At 59.3% G+C, this 22,833-nt stretch carries 16 protein-coding genes and 4 tRNA genes; 12 read left to right on the plus strand and 8 right to left on the minus strand.

Features of this window, described 5'->3' with window-relative positions:
• Positions 1-143: 143 nt before the first annotated feature.
• Genes EHN06_RS13340 through EHN06_RS13350 form a run of 3 tightly spaced genes read left to right on the plus strand, consistent with a single transcriptional unit; the run spans position 144 to position 2,611 of the window.
• Positions 144-1,145: an amidoligase family protein gene (locus EHN06_RS13340; RefSeq protein ID WP_127333038.1), complete on the plus strand. Its 1,002-nt coding sequence runs from the start codon at positions 144-146 to the stop codon at positions 1,143-1,145.
• Entirely contained in the window at positions 1,138-1,884 is a 747-nt protein-coding gene (locus tag EHN06_RS13345) for a gamma-glutamyl-gamma-aminobutyrate hydrolase family protein (RefSeq protein WP_127333039.1), read from the plus strand. The genes EHN06_RS13340 and EHN06_RS13345 overlap by 8 nt, the downstream gene beginning before the upstream one ends.
• Positions 1,885-1,924: 40 nt before the next feature.
• Positions 1,925-2,611, plus strand: coding sequence for an SIMPL domain-containing protein (locus tag EHN06_RS13350; protein WP_127333040.1), 687 nt, complete (start codon positions 1,925-1,927; stop codon positions 2,609-2,611).
• Here EHN06_RS13350 and EHN06_RS13355 read toward each other — a convergent pair.
• Positions 2,608-6,333 carry a translocation/assembly module TamB domain-containing protein gene (locus EHN06_RS13355; RefSeq protein WP_228257305.1) on the minus strand — a complete coding sequence of 1,242 codons (3,726 nt, stop codon included), beginning with the start codon at positions 6,331-6,333 and terminating at the stop codon, positions 2,608-2,610. The two genes, EHN06_RS13350 and EHN06_RS13355, sit on opposite strands and share 4 nt — an antisense overlap.
• On the minus strand, positions 6,330-8,078 hold the full coding sequence (locus EHN06_RS13360; RefSeq protein WP_127334447.1) for an autotransporter assembly complex protein TamA: 1,749 nt from the start codon (positions 8,076-8,078) through the stop codon (positions 6,330-6,332). The genes EHN06_RS13355 and EHN06_RS13360 overlap by 4 nt, the downstream gene beginning before the upstream one ends.
• A gap of 193 nt (positions 8,079-8,271) precedes the next feature.
• On the opposite strand from EHN06_RS13360, the gene EHN06_RS13365 reads away from it, so the two are divergent.
• The 8 genes from EHN06_RS13365 to EHN06_RS13400 all read left to right on the plus strand — a co-directional run bounded on the left by EHN06_RS13365 (position 8,272) and on the right by EHN06_RS13400 (position 18,470).
• Positions 8,272-9,582 (plus strand): acyl-CoA dehydrogenase family protein, encoded by a 1,311-nt coding sequence (locus EHN06_RS13365; protein ID WP_228257306.1) that lies wholly within the window; start codon positions 8,272-8,274, stop codon positions 9,580-9,582.
• A gap of 25 nt (positions 9,583-9,607) precedes the next feature.
• Positions 9,608-10,816: an acyl-CoA dehydrogenase family protein gene (locus EHN06_RS13370; RefSeq protein ID WP_127333042.1), complete on the plus strand. Its 1,209-nt coding sequence runs from the start codon at positions 9,608-9,610 to the stop codon at positions 10,814-10,816.
• A 40-nt stretch (positions 10,817-10,856) separates the two neighbouring features.
• Positions 10,857-11,861 carry a hypothetical protein gene (locus EHN06_RS13375; RefSeq protein ID WP_127333043.1) on the plus strand — a complete coding sequence of 335 codons (1,005 nt, stop codon included), beginning with the start codon at positions 10,857-10,859 and terminating at the stop codon, positions 11,859-11,861.
• 33 nt (positions 11,862-11,894) lie between these two features.
• On the plus strand, positions 11,895-13,382 hold the full coding sequence (locus EHN06_RS13380) for an amidase (protein WP_127333044.1): 1,488 nt from the start codon (positions 11,895-11,897) through the stop codon (positions 13,380-13,382).
• A 156-nt stretch (positions 13,383-13,538) separates the two neighbouring features.
• Complete coding sequence (locus tag EHN06_RS13385) at positions 13,539-14,852, plus strand: imelysin family protein (protein ID WP_127333045.1); 1,314 nt, start codon at positions 13,539-13,541, stop codon at positions 14,850-14,852.
• A gap of 71 nt (positions 14,853-14,923) precedes the next feature.
• Entirely contained in the window at positions 14,924-16,273 is a 1,350-nt protein-coding gene (locus EHN06_RS13390; RefSeq protein ID WP_127333046.1) for a di-heme oxidoredictase family protein, read from the plus strand.
• Positions 16,274-16,360: 87 nt separating this feature from the next.
• Positions 16,361-17,356 carry an imelysin family protein gene (locus tag EHN06_RS13395; RefSeq protein ID WP_127333047.1) on the plus strand — a complete coding sequence of 332 codons (996 nt, stop codon included), beginning with the start codon at positions 16,361-16,363 and terminating at the stop codon, positions 17,354-17,356.
• Positions 17,346-18,470, plus strand: coding sequence for a DUF1513 domain-containing protein (locus EHN06_RS13400; RefSeq protein ID WP_127333048.1), 1,125 nt, complete (start codon positions 17,346-17,348; stop codon positions 18,468-18,470). The genes EHN06_RS13395 and EHN06_RS13400 overlap by 11 nt, the downstream gene beginning before the upstream one ends.
• A gap of 233 nt (positions 18,471-18,703) precedes the next feature.
• On the opposite strand, the gene EHN06_RS13405 is transcribed toward EHN06_RS13400, so the two are convergent.
• Together EHN06_RS13405 and EHN06_RS13410 are read right to left on the minus strand one after the other, a co-directional pair.
• Positions 18,704-18,780, minus strand: a tRNA-Met gene (locus EHN06_RS13405).
• 110 nt (positions 18,781-18,890) lie between these two features.
• Complete coding sequence (locus tag EHN06_RS13410; protein ID WP_228257307.1) at positions 18,891-20,234, minus strand: acetyl-CoA C-acetyltransferase; 1,344 nt, start codon at positions 20,232-20,234, stop codon at positions 18,891-18,893.
• Positions 20,235-20,445: 211 nt separating this feature from the next.
• Here EHN06_RS13410 and EHN06_RS13415 point away from each other — a divergent pair, with 211 nt between their 5' ends.
• A complete protein-coding gene (locus EHN06_RS13415) occupies positions 20,446-21,852 on the plus strand; it encodes a 3-oxoacyl-ACP reductase (RefSeq protein ID WP_127333049.1) in 1,407 nt (468 codons plus the stop codon).
• 178 nt (positions 21,853-22,030) lie between these two features.
• Here the strand turns inward: EHN06_RS13415 and EHN06_RS13420 are convergent.
• From EHN06_RS13420 to EHN06_RS13435, 4 genes are all read right to left on the minus strand, one after another.
• Positions 22,031-22,106, minus strand: a tRNA-Val gene (locus EHN06_RS13420).
• Positions 22,107-22,120: 14 nt separating this feature from the next.
• Positions 22,121-22,197 (minus strand) — tRNA-Asp (locus EHN06_RS13425).
• An 85-nt stretch (positions 22,198-22,282) separates the two neighbouring features.
• Positions 22,283-22,358 (minus strand) — tRNA-Val (locus EHN06_RS13430).
• Positions 22,359-22,543: 185 nt separating this feature from the next.
• Complete coding sequence (locus tag EHN06_RS13435; RefSeq protein WP_127333050.1) at positions 22,544-22,801, minus strand: hypothetical protein; 258 nt, start codon at positions 22,799-22,801, stop codon at positions 22,544-22,546.
• Between the last annotated feature and the right edge of the window lie 32 nt (positions 22,802-22,833).

The following is a 22,833-nucleotide window of genomic DNA, read 5'->3' on the forward strand; positions in this document are numbered from 1 at the left end:
TGTTTTTATATACAGTGATTTGACTATATACAGTGTTTTATCCAGTGTAAAGACCACTTCCTGTATTTTTTGTCAGATTGCGTCAGAATGCACTGAGTACGGTCTGTGATATGGTAAGTCCAACCCATTGAGGAGGCACAGGAATGAGCGAATCCAAGGCATGCAGGATGCCAGATATCCTCAGGACCGACACCGGTGAGGAGCGCCGCGTCGGAGTTGAAATAGAGCTGTCGGGCCTGAGTTACAGTGCCCTGGTAACACTGACGGAACAGCTGTTGTCGGGGCAGTCCCGTGAAACCTCCCGCTATGTGGCGGATCTGGAGACCGATCTCGGACACTTCACCATCGAGCTGGATTCAGCCCCGATCAAGGACCTCGATCTGAAGGGAGAAACGGTCCCGGAATCCATGCGGGAACTCGGAGGCCAGGCAATGGAAGTGATTGACGCCGCCGCCGAGAAGATTGTCCCCCTGGAGATCATCAGCCCGCCCTTGCCTTTCTCGTCCTTGGAACGCATTGAAGTCCTCTGCGATGAACTCCGCAAAGCGGGCGCCCTTGGCAGCCGCGAAGCGCTCTACTATGCATTCGGACTGCAGCTCAATCCCGAGCTGCCCGACCTCAGGGCGGACACCCTGGTTCGCTATCTGCAGGCTTTCGCGGTGCTGTATGACTGGCTGAAGTCGCGGCACCAGATCGATATCAGCCGCAAATTCACCAGTTATATCGAGCCGTGGAGCAGCACTTACATCGACCTGCTGGTAGCCGATGACTACGCGCCGGATACGGAACAGCTGATGCGGGACTACCTGAAGCACAACCCCACCCGCAACAAGGCCCTGGACCTTTTACCGCTGTTTGCCCACCTGGATAAGACCGTATTGGCGGAATACGTGGTGGATGAACGCATCAAGAGCCGGCCCACCCTGCACTACCGTCTGCCGGATTGCGACATCGACAATCCCGGGTGGCACTTCTCTTCGGTCTGGAACGACTGGGTCGTGCTGGAACAGCTTGCCAATAACGCCGGTGATCTGGCGGAGCTGAGGGAACAGTTCCGTATGAGCCGCAAGCTAAGCCTTCGCAATCTCACTCTGAGCTGGCTTGATACCTGTGAGCAGTGGTTGCGTAACAGGCACTATGTCTGACACCAGCCCTCAGTTGCCCGAACACCCGGGGCTGACCATCGGTATCAGTGGCCCCGCCCGACGCAGCACGGCACACCGGTTGATCAGCCTTGCGTTACGCATCCATGGTGCAAGAACGCACTATATCCGCCCCGGCGCCAGGGTGGACGTGGCGTTGCTTGACGGACTGGTACTGTCGGGAGGCACTCACGTTCATCCGGAACTCTACGGTCAGCAACCGACCGTCACCGCCCGCTACGACCGCCGGCGAGATCAGACTGACCAACGGTTGCTGAGCCGGGCCGAACAACTGAAGATTCCGGTTCTGGGCATTTGCCGGGGAGCCCAGTTTATCAATGTGTTCCACGGAGGCTCCCTGTGTCAGAACGTCACCCCCCTGCGGGTCCATACCCGCCACCGCCCGCTGCTTCTGCCCATGCAGACCGTGCGGCTGGTGAGGAACACCCGTCTCGGTCGCCTCATGCACAGCACCATCATTGGCGCGAACCGTATTCACAGCCAGGCAATCAAACGCCTTGGACGCAACCTGAGAGTGGTCGCACTGGACAACGACCAGTTTGTACAGGCCATCGAGAACACCGGTGACCACTGGTTGATGGGGGTCCAGTGGCACCCGGAATACCTGCTGTACCATGGCGGACATCGCCGTATCTTCAGCCACTTTGTCCATGCCGCCCGGGCCCGCAAGCTGGTGCGACTGGAAGAGGCGGAAGCCAACGACCCGACAACCACCCCATAGCGTTGTAAATAGCACTGCCAACCAGAACGGAGATCTGACCATGCCAAACGCGATAAAAAAACACCTGCTAGCCGGCCTTGCCGCAACCCTGATTCCACTGGCGGCCCAGGCCGGCGAAGTCAGCCTGAGCGGCGAAGGCAGCGTCAAGTACACGCCTGACAGCGCCCGCCTGCAATTTACGGCCAGTGCCGAACACAATCTGCCCGCCCGGGCCTCAGAGAAGGTCAATGACATGATGGCCCAGTGGCGTGACAGCATCAGCGCTTACCGCGACCGGCTCAACGACTACAGTGACGCCAACGTCAATCTTTACACTCGCACACTGCCGGTTCAGGAGCGAGATCAGGAGCCGCAGAAAATGGCGGTAGCCTCGCAAACCGTGAGCTTCACCATCGACGACCTGTCACTCCTCAACCCTTTGCTGGAACAGGCCCAGAAACTCGGGCTGGACTACCACCTCGGTGCCGGCAGCTTTTACCATTCCGATGAATCCGGACTGCAAAAACAGGCGCTGGCACAGGCGATTGCCGACGCCAAATCCCGCTGTGAGTTTGTTGCCCGTCAGCTGGATCAGTCCTGTGGTGACGTCGTTAATATCAGCGTCAACGGTGGTCACCGCCCCGTGCCCATGATGATGGCGGAAGCCAAATCCAGGGCCGATGTGGTATCCAGTGTTGGCGACCGGGAACTGCAGGCGAGCGTCAGTGCCACGTTCGAGCTCGACTAGAAATCCCGGGTATAGAAGATGTCGAGGGAAGCAGCCAGGCCACTGGCTGCTTCCAGATAAAAGTAGCGACCCAGATCGTAGCGCAGCGCCACGGTGGTAATCGGCTCGAAGATCCCCACCCCGTATCGCAGGCTCAGTTCATCGGTGATGTAACCACTGGCAACAACAGAGGCCTGGTCCCCTGTCCCCTCGGCTTCCAGAATCAGGTTGCTGATACCAAGCTCCTCACCGATTCCCTGGGTGACCTTGCTGGCCTGGGTAAGGCCCAGTGACAACGCCGCGCGACTCATTTGTCCTTCATCGCCCCGGCTTTGGGGAGCACGCCCGAGTATCACGTAGGACAAGGCATCACTCTGGGGCATCGACGGCTCAGAAAACACTTCCGTTTCCGGTTCGCTGACCGGACCACTGAGGCGAAGACCGGCAACCACGGCATCCACCCGTCGCACGGCCTCGATGTCCAGATACGGCTCGGTAAGGGGGCCCACGAAGACGATTCGCGCCCGACGCAGCTCCAGCTCCTGCCCGTAGGCTTCGTACTGACCGTTTTCCAACTGCAGGGCACCACGAGTGTCCATGTCATTGCCAATCCGCAGCGTGCCCTTGAGCTCCCCGGTGACACCAAAAGCGTCAAAGGTGACCTCGTCGTCCCCCACCACCACGGTGACATCCATATTCAGTGACCGGACAGTAGGTTCCTCCCGGTCGACCCCGACGATCACTTCATCCTCGGAAACCGACACCGCCTGCTCCGGCAGGGTTCGCACTTCGATCTCCCCCCGGGGCACATCCACCCGGCCTGTCACTGACAATTCCCCGTCGCTGAAAGCCAGGGTGATATCCGGTGCCACTTCCACCCGGGCATAGGGATCGTAGGTCACCGGCAGCCGCTCTCCGGTGACGGTCAACTCCCCGGCCGGCGCTCGTTGCCAATTGAGTTCACCCGCCAGCCTCCCCTCGCTGCGATCATTGCTCTTCCAACGACCACTCAGATCGGCGGAATAACCGTTCAGCGTCAATGCCACCACCACATCTTCGAGGGGGATCGGCAGGGAAGGATCAACGAACCGGCCACCTGTCAGGGCGATCTCGCCATGCACTGCCGGTTTCATCAACGGACCGGACAACTGCCCTTGTCCATTCACTTCACCCTGCACCTCCTCCAGGCCGGCTACCACGCCAGCCAACGCAATATCCAGGCCGTCCAGGGTAAAATTGCCGGTCACCGTACGGTCCTCGGCGGTCGGGTCTACCGACAGGTCCAGGGCGAAGTTCCCCAGTTCCGGCCCCGCCAGATCAACAGCGACATCCGCCAATTGCGGTTTCAAATCAACGTCTAAAGTCAGCTTATCGTGTCGGAGCGATTGCCAATCTTCCTGAACCAGCACCTCAAACTCCCCGGCCCCCGCATCCAGGGAAATGACGCCATCCGGCCCCTCATCGGTCATCGCCAGGTTTATGTCAGCGTTGATCCGCGCACGCCAACGCAGGATTTCCGGCAGCAGCGACGCCAGAGCTTCGGAGGGGAAGTTATCCACCCGATAGGCGAGCTGCGGGTCAGGCATCAGAGTCTGATCCCCGGCACAAACGGAACTGTCCTGCCAACGCCAGCAATGGGCGCCGAAGATCAGCGTGCCGTTCTCGCTATAACCGAGCTCCGCCGGCCCGTCGAGGGTCCAGGTCTGGGACTGGCCCGACAGATCAAGCTCCCCGCTGTCCAGAGAACCACGCCAGCTGTTCCAGGCATCCCCCGCGCCTCCGGCCAGGACAAGGCCGAGACTGGCTTCCTCGTGGAACGCCCGCATGGTCAGCCGGTGTGCCTGTTGCGTACCGGACAGGCCCAATGCCACCCGTTCCAGTCGCTCCCCCCCGGCGTGGATATCCTGCGCCGTTGCTCTGGCGTTCAGAGTCAGGCCGCTGCCGAGGCTGGCATCCAGGTCGGCCAGGGTAATCGCCACGCTGTCCTGCCAGGCCAGATCCGTTGCGGTTACGCTCAGATCACCTTGGGGATCCTCTGGGGTACCCCGCATCATCAGTGAGGCGATCAGTTCCCCCGTCAGGCCTGGCAACAGGATTTCTGGCTGGGGCACCCGGATATCAAGGTTACCAGCAATATCGGAACCCCAGCGGCCGCCGCCGTTAATGCGGTTCTCACCCACTTCAAGATTCAGGTCCGATACATCCCAGGTTCCGGAAGAAGCCTGCAACTTACCACGGGTCCGGGCGGGCTCTTGCTGCCAGGTGCCGGAAATATCCCAATCAGCGGTCATATCCGGCAAGCCATCGTCCGCCAGTTGTCCCTGACTCGTCAGTTCACCGTCCAGGCTGGCCTGCAAAACCGGCAGCCAATATCCGGGGTTGAACTGATCAAGCGTCAGGCCGGCTTTCCACGCCAACTGGCCGGCAAAATCGACATCCGCAGCGCCACGGAGAGACCCCGCGTCGGTACTGACCACCAGCTCACTCAGGGACACCGTTTCCAGATTGCCGTCCACGGCTGTTTTCAGATCCGCATCCCCCAGAGGGCCGGATACCGCCGCTTCCAGGCGGGCGTTGTAACGGTTATCACGATAAGACACCGTACCATTCAAACGCTGCAGGGAAACCGGCGGTGCCTCAAAATCGGGGATCAGGCTGTACCACGGAAATGCCTCCACGCCAATCTCGGCGTTTGCAGTCAGAATCTCATCCCAGCTCACACTCCCTTCCACTTTGAGGGTGCCCCGCCCGGATTCACCCGCCGGGCCCGCCATGGCCAATACCAGGTCCGAGACGCCGGTGGTGGTCAGCAATCCCTTGAGCGACGTATCTATCGCCCCTTTGGTACCCGGTAACGTCGTCGTAGAACGGGTGACAAAACCTTTCTCCAGGCTACCGTCGAGAGATAGCTGCCAGTTTTTCAGGGTCAGGGTTGATGGCAGGGTGTCCAGCGGCAGGAACGACTCCGACCGAAGCGACAGGTGAACCGGCAATCGTCTGTCCAGTGGCGCGCCCCGGCCCTCCAGTACAGCGCTGAGGTAACCGCTGCTGCGGCCGGACAACCTGAGGTCCCTGGCACTGCCCGTCAGGTTCAGGACCAACTGCCAGTCATCACCATAGGGCGGCGGCAGCGACACATCCATCTTCAGGTCAAGTGGCCAGTCACCACGGGTTTCCAGCCGCCCGGCAGCGTTTACTGCAATGTCATCCAGGCGGTAATTCGCCCGTTCTATCACCCAGTCGGTTCCTGAGCCGCCCGCCTCCACTTCCAGCAGATCCCAGACCTTGCCGCCGTTAACGGTAAACGGGCCCAGGTGAACATCCCTGATTGTCAGGCCAAGCGGCAGGTTGACCAGGGGCAGGCTGATATCGTCTCTGGGTTCTTCCGGCTCATCGGAGGGTTGCAACTGAAGATCGATGGCATCGGCACGGAGGGTATCCAGGCACAACTCCTTGCTCAGCAGGCAGCCGGGCGACCAGTCCACCTCCACGGCCTCAATCTTCAGCCCGACACCATAGCCCTGCCACCGCAGGGAATCCGCCCGCCAATAGCCGAACAGAGAGCCCTGATCCCCTTCCGTCTGCAGGCCCGGGATCTGGTCGATCACCCAGGCAGTCCCCGTCTCGGAACGCAGAATCAGTAGCAGGACTGCAACCAGCAGGATGGGCAGCAACACCAGGATTCCCAGTGCCAGCAACAGCCAGAAACGCCAGCTTCGCCGTTCCCCCTTCACGTCCGTCACAGCTCAGGCCCCATGGAAAAGTGAACGCGCCATTCACCGCCGAATTCGTCATCCAGCCCCTTGGCAAAATCCAGGCGCAAGGGCCCAACCGGGCTCACCCAGCGTATGCCCACGCCCGCCCCTGTGGCCAGCGGATCACGCAGATTATCAATGGCGTTACCCTCGTCCACAAAGGCCGCCAATCGCCAGTTCTGGATGAATTCATACTGGTATTCGACACTCCCTACCATCAGGTAGCGCCCACCAACGGCCACGCCGTCCTCATCTTCCGGCGACAGCGTTTCGTAGCCATAACCACGAACACTCTGGTCACCACCGGCAAAGAAACGCAACGATGGCGGCACGTCCTCGAACCGGTTTGTCGCCACGCCACCCGCCTGGAAACGTGCGAGAAAGCGGTGGTTATCGGCCAGAGTATACAAACCACGAACCAGAAAATTCACATGGAGAATATCCGCGTCCGACAAGACTTCACGGTGCGCCCCTTTTACATCGAACTGGACCCGATACCCCCTGGAAGGGTCCAGTGGCGAGTTGGCATGCAACTTCGAGTAGCTCACCCCTGGAAGCAACAGACTGCTCTGGCCCCGCTCGTCATCGCCAATGCGGAAGCGCTCACCTTCCCACCGAAGGGAAGCAACCTGCATCCACCCTGAATCCAGTTGGTGCTGCCACTGTTGTCCGAGGGTAAGCCGTTCGGACTCCACATCTTCAATGTCCTCACGCTGATATCCGGCACCGAGACGTATTGAGTCCGTCATGGGCGGATCCAGTGGCAGCTCATACCAGGTGCTGAGATTCTGGCGCGGGCCGGACAATTCCGTTTCCACCCCACGTCGGTGGCCCATGGGGTTGATCCAGTGTTCACGCCAGTTGCCCCGTAACCGTGGACCAACATCCGTGGAGAAGCCCACACCGGCGGCGACGGACCGGGGCGGACGAGTGGTCAGATTAACCGTCACCGGGATCACCCGGTCGTTGGCGTTAGTGGGAGAGGCATCAATATCCACACCAGAGAAGTAACCACTGTTGGACAAGTCCCCGCTGAGCCTGGCAATTTCATCCGCATGATAGGGCTGCCCGGGCTCAAAGCTCACAAACCGCTCCAGCAGACTGTCCTCAAAGCCGTGACCTTCGGTGAACGACACCTCCCCCAGACGATAACGTTGTCCGCTGCGGAAGCGAAGATCGATGGTCGCGGTCCGTTTCTCAGGATCCACTTCCAGTCTGCGGCTGACAAACTCACCATCAAAATAACCCAGCACGCGGGCCCGGTTCTGGATGGATTGTCGCAGGGTGCTGTACTCGCCATGGTTGAGCACGTCCCCTTCCGAGGGTGACTCCGGTATGGCCGCCACAAGGCCTTCATCCTCCGCCGCCGGGCCTTCGATCACCACCTCCCGCGCAGCAATGCGAACCGGCTCGCCCGGGATCACCGTCAAGGTCAGTTGGGCCAGGCCGTCTTCCCCCTCACCTTCCGCAACCTCCCACTCAATGGCGGGACTGTAATATCCGAGCGCTCTCAAGGCCTCCTGGACCTGTTTATTCGCGGTGTTGACATAACGGCGAAGATTATCCGCGCTTCGTCCCTCAACCTCACCGATAAAGACTTCCGCATTGTCCTGCAGACCAGGGTAGTCACCTTCAACGTTCACCACCACCTGACTGGCGTGCCCCGGCCATGCCCACAGCAAACACCACAACAGGGTGCCTGGAAATCGAACTTGTCTGGTAAGGGAGAACATCCGTTTATGAATCGTCTTTTTATGAGGAACGAAGGTGCCGAGTTTAGCGGATTGACCAGACCGACCACCAGCGGCGCGCCTTTTGCCAATGGCTACCGGAGTCGACACGCCCATGATCAGGCCAGACGCAATCCAATAACAACCTGTCTGATAGTAACAGGAGCGCCGGGTTCCCGCGCGACTCCTCAGGAGAATGACAATGACCAGGGATCCCATAGGACTCGCCCTGTCCATGATGAATCGCCTCGCGGCGAACCCTTTACTGGACCGCTTTGGCTTGCGAACAGTCACCGAAAGAACCGCCTACCATGGTACCCGCGTGGGTTTCCGGACCATTGCCCTGGCGGGTCGTGAGTTCAAACGGGTGACCAACTGGTTGCCCAAAAAACGTCTGCCTGGAAAAACGGTGCCAGCCCTGTTTGATCTTACGCTGGATGACGACCAACAGATGATTGTCGACAGCCTCCACCGGTTGGCCCGGGACACCCTGAGACCTGCCGCAGCCCAGGCCGATGAAGCTGGCGCCCTGCCTGCCGATGTTTTCGACGCCGCCGCAGAACTGGGACTCACCCTCTACGCCGTACCGGTGGAATTTGGCGGTGTGGCAGAAACCCGCTCCCCTGTTACCAGCGTGCTGATCGCCGAACAACTGGCCTGGGGCGATATGGGGCTGGCCATTGCCCTGTTGGCGCCGTTCAGTGTGGCCCAGGCGATCACCCAATGGGGCACTGGCGAACAACAGTCCCGCTACCTGCCCGCCTTTTGCGAAGAGCGCCCGCCAGTCGCCACCATTGCCATAGATGAACCAAGGGCATTGTTTGATCCCCTCAGGCTGAACACCATTGCCGAAACCAGGGACCATGGGTACCGGCTGAATGGCAGGAAGAACGGCGTCATCCTGGGGGCCCAGAGCGATCTGCTCCTGGTCGCCGCGGCACTGAATGGGCGGCCACGCCTGTTTATTGTTGAAGCGGGTACCGCGGGCCTGGAGCATACGGCCGATCCCACCATGGGATTGCGGGCCGCGCAACCGGTCACCCTGACCCTGAACAATGTTGAGGTTTCCTCCGATGCCCTGCTGGGCGACGACGACTTCGATTACCAGGCCTTCCTTGACCTCGGTGCCGTGCTGCGCTGTGGTCTGGCCATCGGCACCTCCCAGGCGGTGCTGGATTACGTCATTCCTTATTGCAATGAACGGGTAGCGTTCGGCGAACCGATCAGTAACCGCCAATCCGTGGCCTTCATGATCAGCAACCTGGCCATCGAAACCGACAGCATGCGCATGCTTGCCTGGCGCGCCGCCAGCCGCGCCGAGACCGATCAGACCTTCCACCGCGAGGCCAGTCTGGCCAGGCTGCTGTGTAACGAGAAAGCCATGGAAATTGGCACCAACGGTGTCCAGCTGCTTGGAGGTCACGGCTTCGTGAAAGAGCATCCGGTCGAGCGCTGGTATCGCGACCTGCGCTCCGTCGCCACCCACACCGGCGGTGTCCACGCCTGAGTCTGAACAACACTGGAGTCTCACCATGAACCTGGAAATACCGAAAAAATTCTCCCCGATTGTTCACCAGGCCCGGCAGGTCGCCCAGGAAGTCTTTCGCCCCATTTCCCGTAAATACGACCGGGCAGAACACACCTACCCCAAGGAACTGGACATGTTTGCCTCCATTATGGACGGCATGAACGAAGGAGCCCCGGATGGTGGCGCCGGAGCCGGCAAGCTGGCCCGCTCCGATGGCAATGGCAAAGACGGCAACCGCAACGGCACCAACATGAAAACCGTATTGGGATTGACGGAACTGTGCTGGGGCGATGTCGGGCTGGCGCTCTCCATCCCCCGCCAGGGTCTGGGCAATTCCGCCATTGCCGCCGTCGCCAGCGAACAGCAACTGGCGCGGCTGGGCGACACCTGGGCGGCCATGGCGATTACCGAACCCGGAGCCGGATCCGACTCCGCCGCCATACGTACCACAGCCAGGGAAGACGGCGACCACTACGTGATCAATGGTGAAAAGATCTACGTCACCGCCGGTGAGCGGGCCAACGCCGTGGTGGTCTGGGCCAGCCTGGACCGCAACAAGGGGCGGGCCGCCATCAAGTCCTTTGTTGTGGAAAAAGGCACGCCCGGTATGACCGTGGAACGACTGGAGAAGAAGCTGGGCATCCGCGCTTCCGATACCGCCGCCATCCGCTTCGAAAACTGCCGGGTACCGAAAGACAATCTGCTTGGGGATCCGGAAGTCAGCGTCGACAAAGGCTTTGCCGGTGCCATGCAGACCTTCGACAACACCCGTCCGGTGGTGGCCGGCATGGCCATTGGCGTGGCCCGCGCTGCACTCGAGCGCACCCGGGAAATCGTCGAACGGGCCGGCATCGACCTGAGCTACCGTACCCAGACCTGGACCCAGCCTGCCGTCACCCGCGAACTTCACCTGCTCGAAGCCGAGCTGGAAGCCGCCCGACTGCTCACCCTGCGGGCCGCCTGGATGGCTGACAACGGCCTGCCCAACTCCAAAGAAGCGTCGATGGCAAAAGCCAAGGCTGGACGCGTCGGCAACGCCATCACCCTGCGCTGTGTGGAACTGTGCAGCAGTCTTGGCTATGGAGAAACGGAACTGCTGGAGAAATGGGCCCGTGATTCGAAAATTCTCGATATTTTCGAGGGCACACAGCAAATTCAGTTGCTGATCATCGCCCGCCGGCTGCTCGGGAAGTCGTCCGCTGAGTTGAAATAGGCTAACCTGTGTGAAAATTCACAGGAATTCAGGCACCTGAATGCTGAAAATCAACCGGGAAAATCTCAAGTCCAGTCACCAGACGATCTGGTTCATCATCGACTTCCTGATGCTGGGCCTGCTCATCGCCAACCTGGCCCTGATCATTTTTGATTCCGTTTACGCCTTCAGCGCCATCGAAGGCTTTTTCGCAGAACATACACCGGGATTTCACGGTCTCTACGAGCCGGTCCATGAAAACTTCCTGTTCTACGATCTGATCTTCGTCAGCATCTTCCTCAGCGAATTCTTCCTTCGCTGGGGCTACGCGGTGAAAGCAAATGTCTATGACCGCTGGTACTTCTACCCGTTCATACACTGGTATGACCTGGTGGGCTGTATCCCGGTTGGCAGCTTCCGCTTCCTGCGGATCCTGCGGGTGATTTCCATTATCTACCGGTTGCACCAGTATAAAATCATCGACGTCACCAGCATGCGTGTTTACCAGTTCGTGAACTTCTACTACGAAGCTTTCATGGAAGAACTGTCGGATCGCATCGTGCTCAAGGTACTGTCCGGCGTGCAACAGGAAGTGAAGCGGGGGTCGCCACTGTTTGAACGCATCCAGCACGACATTGTCTATCCGCGCAAGGAGATGCTGACAGACTGGATTTCGCAGCGTGTAGCCCAGGCGGCCCAGGAAGGCTATGTGCCCAACCGGGGGGCGCTGCGGAGCTACCTGGAAAACCGGGTAGACAGCGCGCTCAAGCAGAATCTTGAGCTGTCTCGACTGAAATATCTGCCGGTGGTCGGCCCCACCATCCAGGAAACCCTTGAGGAAGCCGTTGGCGATATCGTGGCCAACGTCATCCACCAGATTCTGGAGGACCTGGCATCCGCCTCCAACCATGCGTTCATTGAAGACATCATCAACGTATTCATGCCCGATCCGTACGAGAGGACTGAATCCGCCGCAAATGAAGCACTGATCAACCTGATCCTGGAAATTCTGGATGCGATCAAGGCCCAGGTACGCGTCAAACACTGGCGCGAAGAGTTGCCCTGACCTTTGACCAAAACAACCGCAAGAGTCGACCCCATGACATCATCAACACAGGCCCTTCATTATCGGCCGGCCCATGAGCTCCTGTCGGAGCTCAAAAATGGCACGCTCACCAGCGAAGCCGTGACACAACATTTCCTGGAGCAGATCCGGCGTCACAATGACACCATCAATGCCGTGGTTACCCTGGACGAACAGAAGGCACTGAAGAAGGCCCGGGCAGCGGATGACAAACGTGCATCCGGCGCCCCAACGGGTCCCCTCCACGGCCTGCCCCTGACCCTAAAGGATACCTGGGAAGTCGCGGGCATGACCTGTACTGCGGGTGCCCCGGCTCTGCGGGAACACCGCCCTCAGCACCACGCCGATGTGGTCCAGCGCCTGGAAGACGCCGGCGCCATTATCCTCGGAAAAACCAACGTACCGATCTACGCCACCGACCTGCAGAGCTACAACAAACTGTTTGGTGCAACCAACAACCCCTACAATCCCGAACATACACCCGGCGGTTCATCCGGCGGTGCTGCGGCAGCACTGGCCGCCGGCATGACACCACTGGAGGTGGGCAGCGACCTGGCCGGCTCCATCCGCACTCCGGCCCACTTCTGCGGGGTGTTCGGCCACAAACCGACCCGGGCACTCGTGTCTTTCCGGGGCCATATTCCTGGACCGCCCGGCACCCAGTCCCGCCCGGACCTGGCCGAGGGTGTCCCCCTCGCACGCACCGCACGGGATCTGGCCCTGCTGTTGGAGGTGATCGCCGGCCCCACACCACTGGAAGCCCGCAGCTGGTCCGTCAACATGGAACCATCAAGGCTCACTTCCCTGGACCAGGCCCGCGTGGGACTCTGGCTGGAAGACGCCCTCTGCCCCGTCGAAGAGGAGTTGACCAACGGTTACCGTAAGCTGGGGCAGGATCTGGAAAAGCGGGGCGCCCTGGTCGCCGAAGCCAGACATCCGTTGCTCAGCCTGGAACATGTCCTGCCACCCTATTTCAACCTGCTCGGCAGTCTGTTGAGCACCTCCCTCAAGCCCGCTCAAAGACGGCAAATGCTCTGGGTGGCACGACTGGAAAGGTGGCTGAAATTACTGGGCCCACTGACACCTTTTATCGGCGAATACGGACGCGGCGTGAACCAACCGATCCACCAATGGATCGCCGTGAGTGAGACTCGGGAGAAGATGCGCGCCGAGATCGACGGCCTGTTCGAAGAGTTCGATGTGCTGCTCACACCCGTCACGCCCACTACCGCCATCCGCCACGACCACAGTCATCCGGTATTCAAGCGCCGCATCTCCGTTGCCGGACAGCCCAGGGCCTACATGGATCAGTTCTGCTGGATCGCCTTCGCCACGCTCCTTGGCCTGCCGGCCACATCCGTGCCCATTGGCCGCAGCAAGGACGGACTGCCGTTCAATGTGCAGGTGATTGGCGCCCCGGGGAAGGACCTGACAACCATCCGTTTCGCGGAACTGCTGGAGCGTGAGGGATTGGCTGGATTTAACCCACCGCCGGGCTTCTGACGATCAGCACTGGTCGCCCCTACAGGATCCCAGGCTCGACCTCGTCATCCGCGCCTGGTTGCGAGAATGATTATTGATTGCATGACATAACAGCCGATACTAATATGAGCGAACGATAATCAGTTCTATTTAATAAACAAGAGCAAGGAATCCGCAATGAACGTATCCGCACCATGTTCCGCGCTGGCAGTCGCCATTTCGATCGCCCTGCTGGCCGGCTGTAACAATAGCAATGAAACCAACACCGAATCCTCCTCTACACAGGCACAGCCAAGCATCACCCGGGCGGATGTCGTCAAACATTACACTGCGCTGGCTCACGCCAAGTATCAGGATGCGCTGACCACCGCCCAGGCACTGGACGCAGCCGTGGACACGCTCCTGGCAGAGCCTACGGACGCCAACCTGGAAGCCGCAAAGCAGGCCTGGCTGGCGGCCCGTGTGCCCTATCAGCAGACCGAGGTGTTTCGCTTTGGCAACGCCATCGTCGATGACTGGGAGGGCCAGCTCAATGCCTGGCCACTGGATGAGGGCCTGATCGACTACGTTGTGTCGGACGATTACCAATACGAACTGGGTAACGAAGGTGCTACCGCCAACATCGTCGCCAGCAGAGAGATTAACATCGGTGGCAATACCGTTGATGTGTCCAACCTGACACCGGAACTGCTTGCGGATCTGAACGAAATCGGTGGTTCGGAAGCCAACGTGGCCACCGGCTACCATGCCATCGAATTCCTGCTCTGGGGCCAGGACTTGCACGGTTTTGAAGCTGGCGCGGGTGAGCGGCCGGCCACCGACTATGTTCAGGGCGAAGATTGCACCCACGGTAACTGCGACCGCCGCGCCGCCTATCTGGATGCCGCCACCGACCTGCTGGTAAGCGATCTGGAGTGGATGGTTGCCCAATGGGCACCCGGACAGGACGATAACTACCGGACACAATTGCTGGCCGAGGCCCCCGAAGCCGTTATCCAGAAAATGTTGTTCGGTATGGGCTCCCTGTCCCTGGGTGAACTGGCCGGCGAGCGTATGAAGGTGGCCCTGGAGGCTAACTCCTACGAAGACGAACATGACTGCTTCAGCGACAACACCCATAACAGCCATTACTACAACGGCCAGGGCATTGCCAATGTTTACACCGGCAGCTACACGCGTGTGGATGGCACCGAAGTTTCCGGTCCTGCCCTGGCGGATCTGGTCGCAGAGCTCAACCCGACTCTGGATGAAACCCTGCGAACGCAACTCACCAACTCCATGGACGCCCTGGGGGCCCTGAAGTCCGCCGCCGAGGCCGAGGCCGACCCGTTCAGGTTCGACATGATGATTGCCCCGGCCAATGAACGCGGTGCCGAGATCGTCAACGGCGCCATCATGGCTCTGGTACAACAGACCGGCTCCATAGAACAAGCGGCCAACGAACTCGGTATCGACTCACTGGAGCCGGATAACGCCGGACATAGCTTCTGATTGCGCCTATGTCCCGAAACACGTTCTTGCTGGCACTCTCAGCCAGCCTACTAAGCACCGCGGCGGCCGTAATGGCCGCCGCATCGTCACTTCCGGTACAGGACACCCCGCTCACCGGGGGCGACGGCACGGTGAAGCAGTTCGATCACAATGCTTATTCCCAGCCCCAGGCCAACCTGTCCATGACCAAGCGGCTGGACTTCAGTGTGGGCAACAGCTTCTTCCGCAACCCATGGGTGGAGGCTCCCGCAAGCACCGAAGCCCGGGATGGACTGGGGCCACTGTTTAACACTAACTCCTGCCAGGGTTGCCATATCAAGGATGGTCGTGGCCATCCGCCCAATGCGGATGCTCCTTCAGTATCACTGTTCCTGCGCCTGGCCGTTCCTGCCGATCCCGAAGCCGACGCTGAACTACTACGAACCCATGGCTTCAAGCCTGCGCCCGTTTATGGAAGCCAGCTACAGACCGCAGCGATATCGGGCATGAAACCCGAGGCCGACATGGTTCTGGAATGGGAAACCATCACGGAAACCTACGACGACGGCGACAAACTTGAGCTGCGTAAGCCGGTCTACAGCATTCGCAACCCGAACTACGGCCCCCTGCCGGAGAATTTGCTCACCTCTCCCCGGGTAGCACCACCAATGATCGGTCTCGGTCTGCTACAGGCTATCCGCGAGTCTACCCTGCTCGACCTGGCCGACCCGGAAGACCAGAACAGCGATGGCATATCCGGAAAAGTGAACCGGGTCTGGGATGCGGAAGCACAACAAACCGTGGTAGGACGCTTTGGCTGGAAGGCGGCCGAGCCCAACATTCACCAACAAAGCATGGGCGCATTTGCCGGCGACATGGGTCTGACCTCCAGCATAAAATGGTCGACCGATTGCACCCCGGAACAAAAATGCAACCAGTTCCCCCACGGTGGAGAACCGGAAGTCAGCGACAAGGTGGCCGACTTCGTCACCTTTTACGCCAGTAGCCTGGCTGTGCCCGCGCGGCGAAACCTGGAAAGCCCCAAGGTGCAGAAAGGTGCATACCTGTTCAACGACATCGGATGTGCGGGTTGCCATACCCCTTATTACACAACTGGCACCATCAAGGACCGCCCGGATCTGAGCAACCAAGCCATCTGGCCCTATACCGACCTGCTGTTGCACGATATGGGTGAAGGTCTGGCCGATGGTCGTGACGAATTCCTGGCCAACGGCCATGAATGGCGTACGCCGCCACTGTGGGGCATTGGCCTGGCGCAGAGCGTTAATCCCCTGGCGGGTTTCCTGCACGATGGAAGGGCGAGAACGATCGAGGAAGCCATACTGTGGCATGACGGTGAAGCTGCGGCAGCCACGAACCGGTTCAAGGCATTGCCGAAAGATCAAAGGAAAGCTTTGTTGAAGTTTCTGGAATCGCTCTGAGTACTCACTCCCTGAGAACAATAGATGATGAGCTTTTTTCGACGTTTTCCGGTTTCACATGACCGCCGTCTAATAACCGCACCTCTCATGCTGGCATTGCTGATGGCAGCCGGATCTGCTTCCGCGGATCCACTGCCTCAGTGGCATAGCCTTATAGAATCTGGTTACGCCAAGCTCGCATCCGAAACAGGCAATCTGGAAGCGAAGGCAAACTCATACTGCACGGCACCTTCTCAAGATGCCAGAAGCCAGCTCTCCGCACAGTGGCGCACGGCGTTTGAGGCCTGGCAGGCGGTTCGCTTTGTTGATTTCGGACCGGTGAAACAAAACAACCTGGCCTGGCAGTTCCAGTTCTGGCCCGACCCGAAAAACCTGGTGGCACGAAAAGCCGGTCAACTCTTGAAGTCTCCGGCGACGGATACATCCATAGCACAGCGAGTATCCGACGGCGGTGTCGCTGTCCAGGGGTTTCCCATGGTGGAGTACCTGCTGTTTGATGACCGTCTTAATGAATCGGACCAGGCCCTCCCCTCGGAACCGGCCTGCCTGTTATTACAAGCCGTAAGTAGCCACCTGCACACCAATAGCATGAACCTTCACCGGCAGTGGCAAACCTTCCAGCCACACTACCTGAGCCAGGATGCCTACCGCTCTACCTCAATGAAAGCTGCCATGACCGCGCTGGAAATACTGGTTGAACGCCGTCTGGCCGAGCCCATGGGCTTACGCGGCAACAACAAACGCTCAATCTATCCGTCAGACGCGTGGCGCAGCGGGCATTCCCTGGCGGCCGTCAGGGCCAGCGTGCAGGGACTCCATGATTATTTCATGCCCGGACTTGCGCTCTGGATGGATGAAGTCGATGAGCCGGCACTGGCACAACGGATTGAAGATCAGTTGTCCCGCGTTCTGGCGCGGTTCGACGAACTACCGAATGCCATGGCGCCCTTACTTCAGGATGAATCCTTCTACCAGCTCCAGGGGCTCCACGTGTCTCTCAGCCAGTTACAACAACTGCTGAACGATGAGGCGGCCACCACCCTGGGTGTGATACGAGGATTCAATTCAAGCGATGGCGACTGATAACACGACCGCCGCGCCGGTGAATCCTACCCGGCGCCGTTTACTCGCCGCCATGGCCGGCACACTGGTTGTCAGCCAGACGGCGGGTTGCCAGCGGCTGATATCCAGCGGGGATTCCCCGGACATTCACGTCGGTGCCATCCGGCTTGCAGATGGCCGCTATGGCCTGCAGGGAGTCACAGGCGATGGACAGACACGCTGGCAACAAACCGTGCCTGCACGCTGCCATGGCGGTTGCCGCCGGCCAGACTCAGGCCATACCGTGGTCTTTGAACGCCGGCCAGGCTGGCGCTTCTATGTTCTGGAGGAAAGAACCGGAACCGTACTTCACGAGGTTAAAGCCGCCCCCAAAGAGCATTTTTATGGTCACGGTGTTTTCAGCCAGGATGGACGCAGACTCTACGCTACGGCCAACCGTTTCGAAACTGGTGAGGGAATCGTTGCCATTTACGATGTACCCGACGGTTATCGTCGGGTAGGCAGTTTATCGCTGAATGGCATCGGCCCCCACGAAATCCGCTTGCACCCGGATGGCCGGACTCTGCTTGTTGCCCTGGGCGGTATACAGACCCATCCCGACTACCCGCGCCTGAAACAGAATCTGGCCTCCATGTCGCCGGCCCTGGTATTGCTCGATCGCCAAACCGGCCAGATAACCGGTCGCTATCAACCCTCCAATCACCAACTCAGTTGCCGTCACCTTGATGTGAGCCCGGATGGTCAGGTCTGGGTGGGTTACCAATACGAGGGCCCGGACTACCAGACGCCGCCCCTGATCGGCCACCTTGATGGTAAGGACTACCAGGAGATTTCACTACCCAGAGCACTGCAACAACGTATGGCCAACTATACGGCCAGCGTTGCGGTGTCCCCGATCACCGGGCACGTCGCGATTACGGCTCCCCGCGGTGGTGTCACGATTGTTCTGGATGGCGTGGACGGGCGTGTTATCAGGGAAGTTGACATCCCTGACTGCGCCGGTGCCAAAGCGCTGCGCGACGGAACCTTCATGATCACTTCAGGGACGGGCCGGGTTACGTTTGTTTCGCAAGCCATAGACCGGCCCCCGACAGCAACCCATCACGAACTTCAGTGGGATAATCACCTGATCTAGGAAGACCGCGCACCATGTCGGATTACGGCTTCGCCTAATCCGACCTACTACTGCCTCCCAGAAACAAAAAAAGCCGGTCAAAGACCGGCTTTTTTAAGTGGTAGCGGGGAGCGAACGCGTTCAAGCGTTCGCGGCGCCAACAAAGCGGCACGCAGTGCCGATAGAAAGTTGGCGACTCAAAAGCCCCCGCTTAAAAGCAATAAGGCCAGCTTACGCTGGCCTTATTTCAATAATGGTAGCGGGGGCTGGATTCGAACCAACGACCTTCGGGTTATGAGCCCGACGAGCTACCAGACTGCTCCACCCCGCATCAAACTGGTTGTTGTCCGGGGAACCCCCGATCAACGAGGTGCGCATGATAAGGGCCGCACCCGCGTCTGTCAAAGGGAAAGTTCAGTTTTTTCCAAAGAACCCCGAAACTTATCGCTCGAGGATCGCCGTAACCCCCTGACCACCGGCAGCACAGATGGAAATCAGGCCACGGCCGCTGCCTTTCTGCTCCAGCAATTTCGCCAGGGTTGCCACAATACGGCCACCGGTCGCGGCAAACGGATGGCCAGTTGCCAGACTGCTGCCCTTGATGTTCATCTTGCTGCGGTCAATGCTGCCCAGCGGTTTGTCCAGGCCCAGACGGTCCTTGCAGAAAGCGGGGTCTTCCCAGGCTTTCAGGGTGGACAGTACCTGTGCCGCAAACGCCTCGTGAATTTCATAGAAATCAAAGTCCTGCAGAGTCAGCCCGGCTTTCTCCAGCATCCGCGGCACGGCGTAGGCCGGTGCCATCAGCAGGCCTTCTTTCTTGTCCACGAAATCCACGGCAGCCACTTCGGAGAAGGTCAGGTAAGCCTGCACTTCCAGGTTATTGGCCTTGGCCCACTCTTCGCTGGCCAGCAGTACGCAGGAGGCGCCATCGGTCAGCGCTGTGCTGTTGGCGGCGGTCATGGTGCCGTTTTCACGATCAAAGCAAGGCTTGAGCGTCGCCAGCTTCTCCAGCGTGGTGTCCGGGCGCAGGATGTTGTCCTTGTCGAGCCCCGCCAGCGGAGTGATCAGGTCATCGAAGAAGCCTTCTTCATAGGCTTTGGCCAGCTTCTGGTGGCTCTCAAAGGCCAACTGGTCCTGCTCATCGCGGGGAATATTCCACTCATGGGCAGTGATTTGACAATGGTCACCCATGGACAGCCCGGTACGCGGTTCGCCGTTCTCCGGAATTTCCGGCACCAGATGGCCCGGACGGAAACGCCCCAGAATTTTCAGTCGGTCCTTGGTGGTTTTGGCGCGATTGAGATCGAGGAGAATTTCACGCAATCCTTCGCCGACGCCAATGGGTGCATCGGAGGTGGTGTCGGTGCCACCGGCGATACCACATTCGATCTGACCCAGAGCAATCTTGTTAGCCACCAGGATGGCAGCTTCCAGGCCGGTGCCACACGCCTGCTGGATATCATAAGCCGAGGTTTCCGGTGCCAGGCCGGAGCTGAGAACGGACTCACGGGTCAGGTTGAAATCGCGGGAATGCTTGATCACCGCACCGGCAACCACCTCTCCCATACGCTGGCCTTGCAGGCCATAACGGTCTACCAGTCCCCGCAGCGCCGAAGTGAGCAGCTCCTGGTTGCTGATTTTGCTGTAGGCGGTATTGGAACGGGCAAACGGAACCCGATTACCACCAATAACAGCAACCCGGCGAATACCGGCCGGTGCCTTGGCCCTGGTCTTGCGGGTAGTCGACGTGGTTTTCTTCTGTGTGGTTTTCTGAGCCTGTGCCATGATGTGATCCTGTATTAACAACGAGTGTATCCATTGCGGAGCAGTCTAGCGCTAACCGGGTCTGGCTCATTGGCATGCCTGACAATCCGGTCAGGGCATTGAGTCAATCCAAATGCCGCCTGAATCCTTAACCTGTACAACGACTGAAAACCATAGATCACGGTGCGTGCGGATACGTGGCCACCGTTGAACACATACTAAGGAAGCTCGTATGTCTGACCTCTACCTCAAGCTCGTCAATACGCCGGTGGGCAAAACAGCCGCCCAGTCCCTCGGTCTGCCATCCCCCGTCCCCCTTAAACGCTGGAAGCGTAGCGACCAGCCATTCATTGAAGGCAATGTTCTGGTAGGCGCCGCCGGCGGTGCCAAGGCCATTGGCGCTATCGGCAGTGTGCTGGGTGCCAGCGCTGCCAGGATACTTCATGCGGACGGTCCGGATACTCTGAAGGATTCCGCCAAGGCTGGCAACAAGGCCCAACCCCTGGATGTCAGCGGTGATATCAATGAGAAGTTTTCGGCCCTGGTGTTTGACGCCACTGGCATGAAGTCTCCTGACGATCTGCGCGCGCTGTATGATTTCTATCACCCGACCATCAAGAAGCTCGGCGGCAACGCCCGTGTACTGGTCATCGGACAGGACCCCGCCACCTGTCGCAAACCGGCCCAGGCAGCCGCCCAGCAGGCACTGGAAGGTTTTGTTCGTGCCGTGGGCAAGGAAATCGGCAAGAAAGGCGCCACCGCCAACCTGCTGTGGATGGCACCGGGCGCGGACAAGCAACTGGACTCCAGCATCCGTTTCTTCCTGTCACCCCGCTCGGCCTATGTGTCCGGCCAGGTGGCCCGCATCGGCAAGCGCGCTGAAACAGCAGCCACCAACCCCGTGGCTCCGCTGTCCGGCAAGGTTGCCCTGGTGACTGGCGCCTCCCGCGGCATCGGTGCCTCCATTGCCGAAACCCTGGCGCGTGACGGTGCAACGGTCATCGGTCTGGATATTCCGCCCGCCATGGAAGAACTCCAGAAAGTCACCGACGCCATCAAGGGCAAGGCCCTGGCCTGCGACATCACCGATGCCGGCGCCCCGAAACTGATTGCTGATTTCGTGGAAGAACACTTCGGTGGCATTGACCTGGTGATTCACAATGCCGGCATCACCCGTGACAAGACCCTTGGCAACATGCCGGAGCACTTCTGGGATATGACCATCGCCGTCAACCTGAGTGCAGAAGAACTGATTGACGAGGAACTGATGCACCGGGAACTGCTGCGCGAGAACGGCCGTATTGTGTGCATCTCCTCCATCAGCGGTATCGCTGGTAACTTTGGCCAGACCAACTACTCCACCGCCAAGTCCGGCGTTATCGGCTACGTCGAAGCCATGGCGAAACAGCTGAAGAATGGCATCACCATCAACGCCATTGCACCGGGCTTCATCGAAACGCAAATGACAGCGGCCATGCCCCTGACCATCCGCGAAGCGGGCCGGCGTATGAACAGCCTGTCCCAGGGCGGCCAGCCAGTGGACGTGGCTGAGGCCATCGCCTGGTACTGCAACCCTGGCTCAAGTGGCGTGAATGGGAACGTTGTGCGGGTGTGTGGGCAGTCGTTGATTGGCAAGTAACGCCAGAGTGCGTGGTGTCGGATTACGGCCCTTTGGGCCTAATCCGACCTACGGGGACGGCGGTCTTGATGTAGGTTGGATTAGGCGAAGCCGTAATCCAACAAGCTGACCACACAGACACGCAAAAACACCGACAACCTGCTGGCTCGGCATACATATCCATTCGAAGGGGAGAAAATGGTGGGTGGTACTGGGATCGAACCAGTGACCCTCGCCTTGTAAGGGCGATGCTCTCCCAGCTGAGCTAACCACCCGGGAATAAGAAAAATGGCGGAGCGGACGGGACTCGAACCCGCGACCCCCGGCGTGACAGGCCGGTATTCTAACCAGCTGAACTACCGCTCCGCATCAATTTCAGCCTCTCGGTCCGCAGACCTGTAAAGGTGAAACCTGAAACCGGACGGGGTGGTCCGGTGATGCTGAATGAAAATGGTGGGTGGTACTGGGATCGAACCAGTGACCCTCGCCTTGTAAGGGCGATGCTCTCCCAGCTGAGCTAACCACCCAACTTTCATCAACCGCTCACTTGCCGCTTTCGCGATTTGTTAAGTCAGCGTTGCTGTCTCAACCAAGTGAGACGCGCATTTTAAGCATTTGGTCGGCGGTGTCAAATATTTTCCGGGAATTTTCCAAAAAAAGTGGCAAGCCATTAAAAAGCGGGCATTTTTTGATCAAGAGCTACAATGCCCGCTTACGATTTTTTCTCACCATCGACCACCTTCAGATCCGGCTCCCTCTGGCCCGCATCCCTGGCTTTTCTCTGCAGTGACAGCTCACTGACCCGTCGCTTGCGGTCACCGGGCAAAGCCCGCTCCGCCAACGTGCGGTTAAGGTGATCCAGGCGCTGCCTGAACTCTTCGACTTTCTCTCCGGCGGCGCGAACAGCCGCAGGTACCAGCTCATCGGAAAACCGGCTCACACCGTGCAACAGCGAATCCTTCAATGACATATCCTATTACCCTGTGCATTTACCTGACCTAA

Origin of the sequence: Marinobacter sp. NP-4(2019) (genome assembly GCF_003994855.1) — a bacterium.
In the GTDB taxonomy this organism is placed as follows: Bacteria; Pseudomonadota; Gammaproteobacteria; order Pseudomonadales; family Oleiphilaceae; genus Marinobacter.

Excerpts from the sequence above, each read along its gene's own strand:
- EHN06_RS13385 (WP_127333045.1), top strand. The coding sequence starts at position 13,539 with ATGAACGTATCCGCACCATGTTCCGCGCTGGCAGTCGCCATTTCGATC.
- EHN06_RS13375 (WP_127333043.1), top strand. The coding sequence starts at position 10,857 with ATGCTGAAAATCAACCGGGAAAATCTCAAGTCCAGTCACCAGACGATC.
- EHN06_RS13435 (WP_127333050.1), bottom strand. The coding sequence starts at position 22,801 with ATGTCATTGAAGGATTCGCTGTTGCACGGTGTGAGCCGGTTTTCCGAT.
- EHN06_RS13365 (WP_228257306.1), top strand. The coding sequence starts at position 8,272 with ATGACAATGACCAGGGATCCCATAGGACTCGCCCTGTCCATGATGAAT.
- EHN06_RS13370 (WP_127333042.1), top strand. The coding sequence starts at position 9,608 with ATGAACCTGGAAATACCGAAAAAATTCTCCCCGATTGTTCACCAGGCC.
- EHN06_RS13360 (WP_127334447.1), bottom strand. The coding sequence starts at position 8,078 with ATGTTCTCCCTTACCAGACAAGTTCGATTTCCAGGCACCCTGTTGTGG.
- EHN06_RS13380 (WP_127333044.1), top strand. The coding sequence starts at position 11,895 with ATGACATCATCAACACAGGCCCTTCATTATCGGCCGGCCCATGAGCTC.
- EHN06_RS13350 (WP_127333040.1), top strand. The coding sequence starts at position 1,925 with ATGCCAAACGCGATAAAAAAACACCTGCTAGCCGGCCTTGCCGCAACC.
- EHN06_RS13345 (WP_127333039.1), top strand. The coding sequence starts at position 1,138 with ATGTCTGACACCAGCCCTCAGTTGCCCGAACACCCGGGGCTGACCATC.
- EHN06_RS13395 (WP_127333047.1), top strand. The coding sequence starts at position 16,361 with ATGCTGGCATTGCTGATGGCAGCCGGATCTGCTTCCGCGGATCCACTG.
- EHN06_RS13390 (WP_127333046.1), top strand. The coding sequence starts at position 14,924 with ATGGCCGCCGCATCGTCACTTCCGGTACAGGACACCCCGCTCACCGGG.
- EHN06_RS13410 (WP_228257307.1), bottom strand. The coding sequence starts at position 20,234 with ATGGCACAGGCTCAGAAAACCACACAGAAGAAAACCACGTCGACTACC.
- EHN06_RS13340 (WP_127333038.1), top strand. The coding sequence starts at position 144 with ATGAGCGAATCCAAGGCATGCAGGATGCCAGATATCCTCAGGACCGAC.
- EHN06_RS13415 (WP_127333049.1), top strand. The coding sequence starts at position 20,446 with ATGTCTGACCTCTACCTCAAGCTCGTCAATACGCCGGTGGGCAAAACA.
- EHN06_RS13400 (WP_127333048.1), top strand. The coding sequence starts at position 17,346 with ATGGCGACTGATAACACGACCGCCGCGCCGGTGAATCCTACCCGGCGC.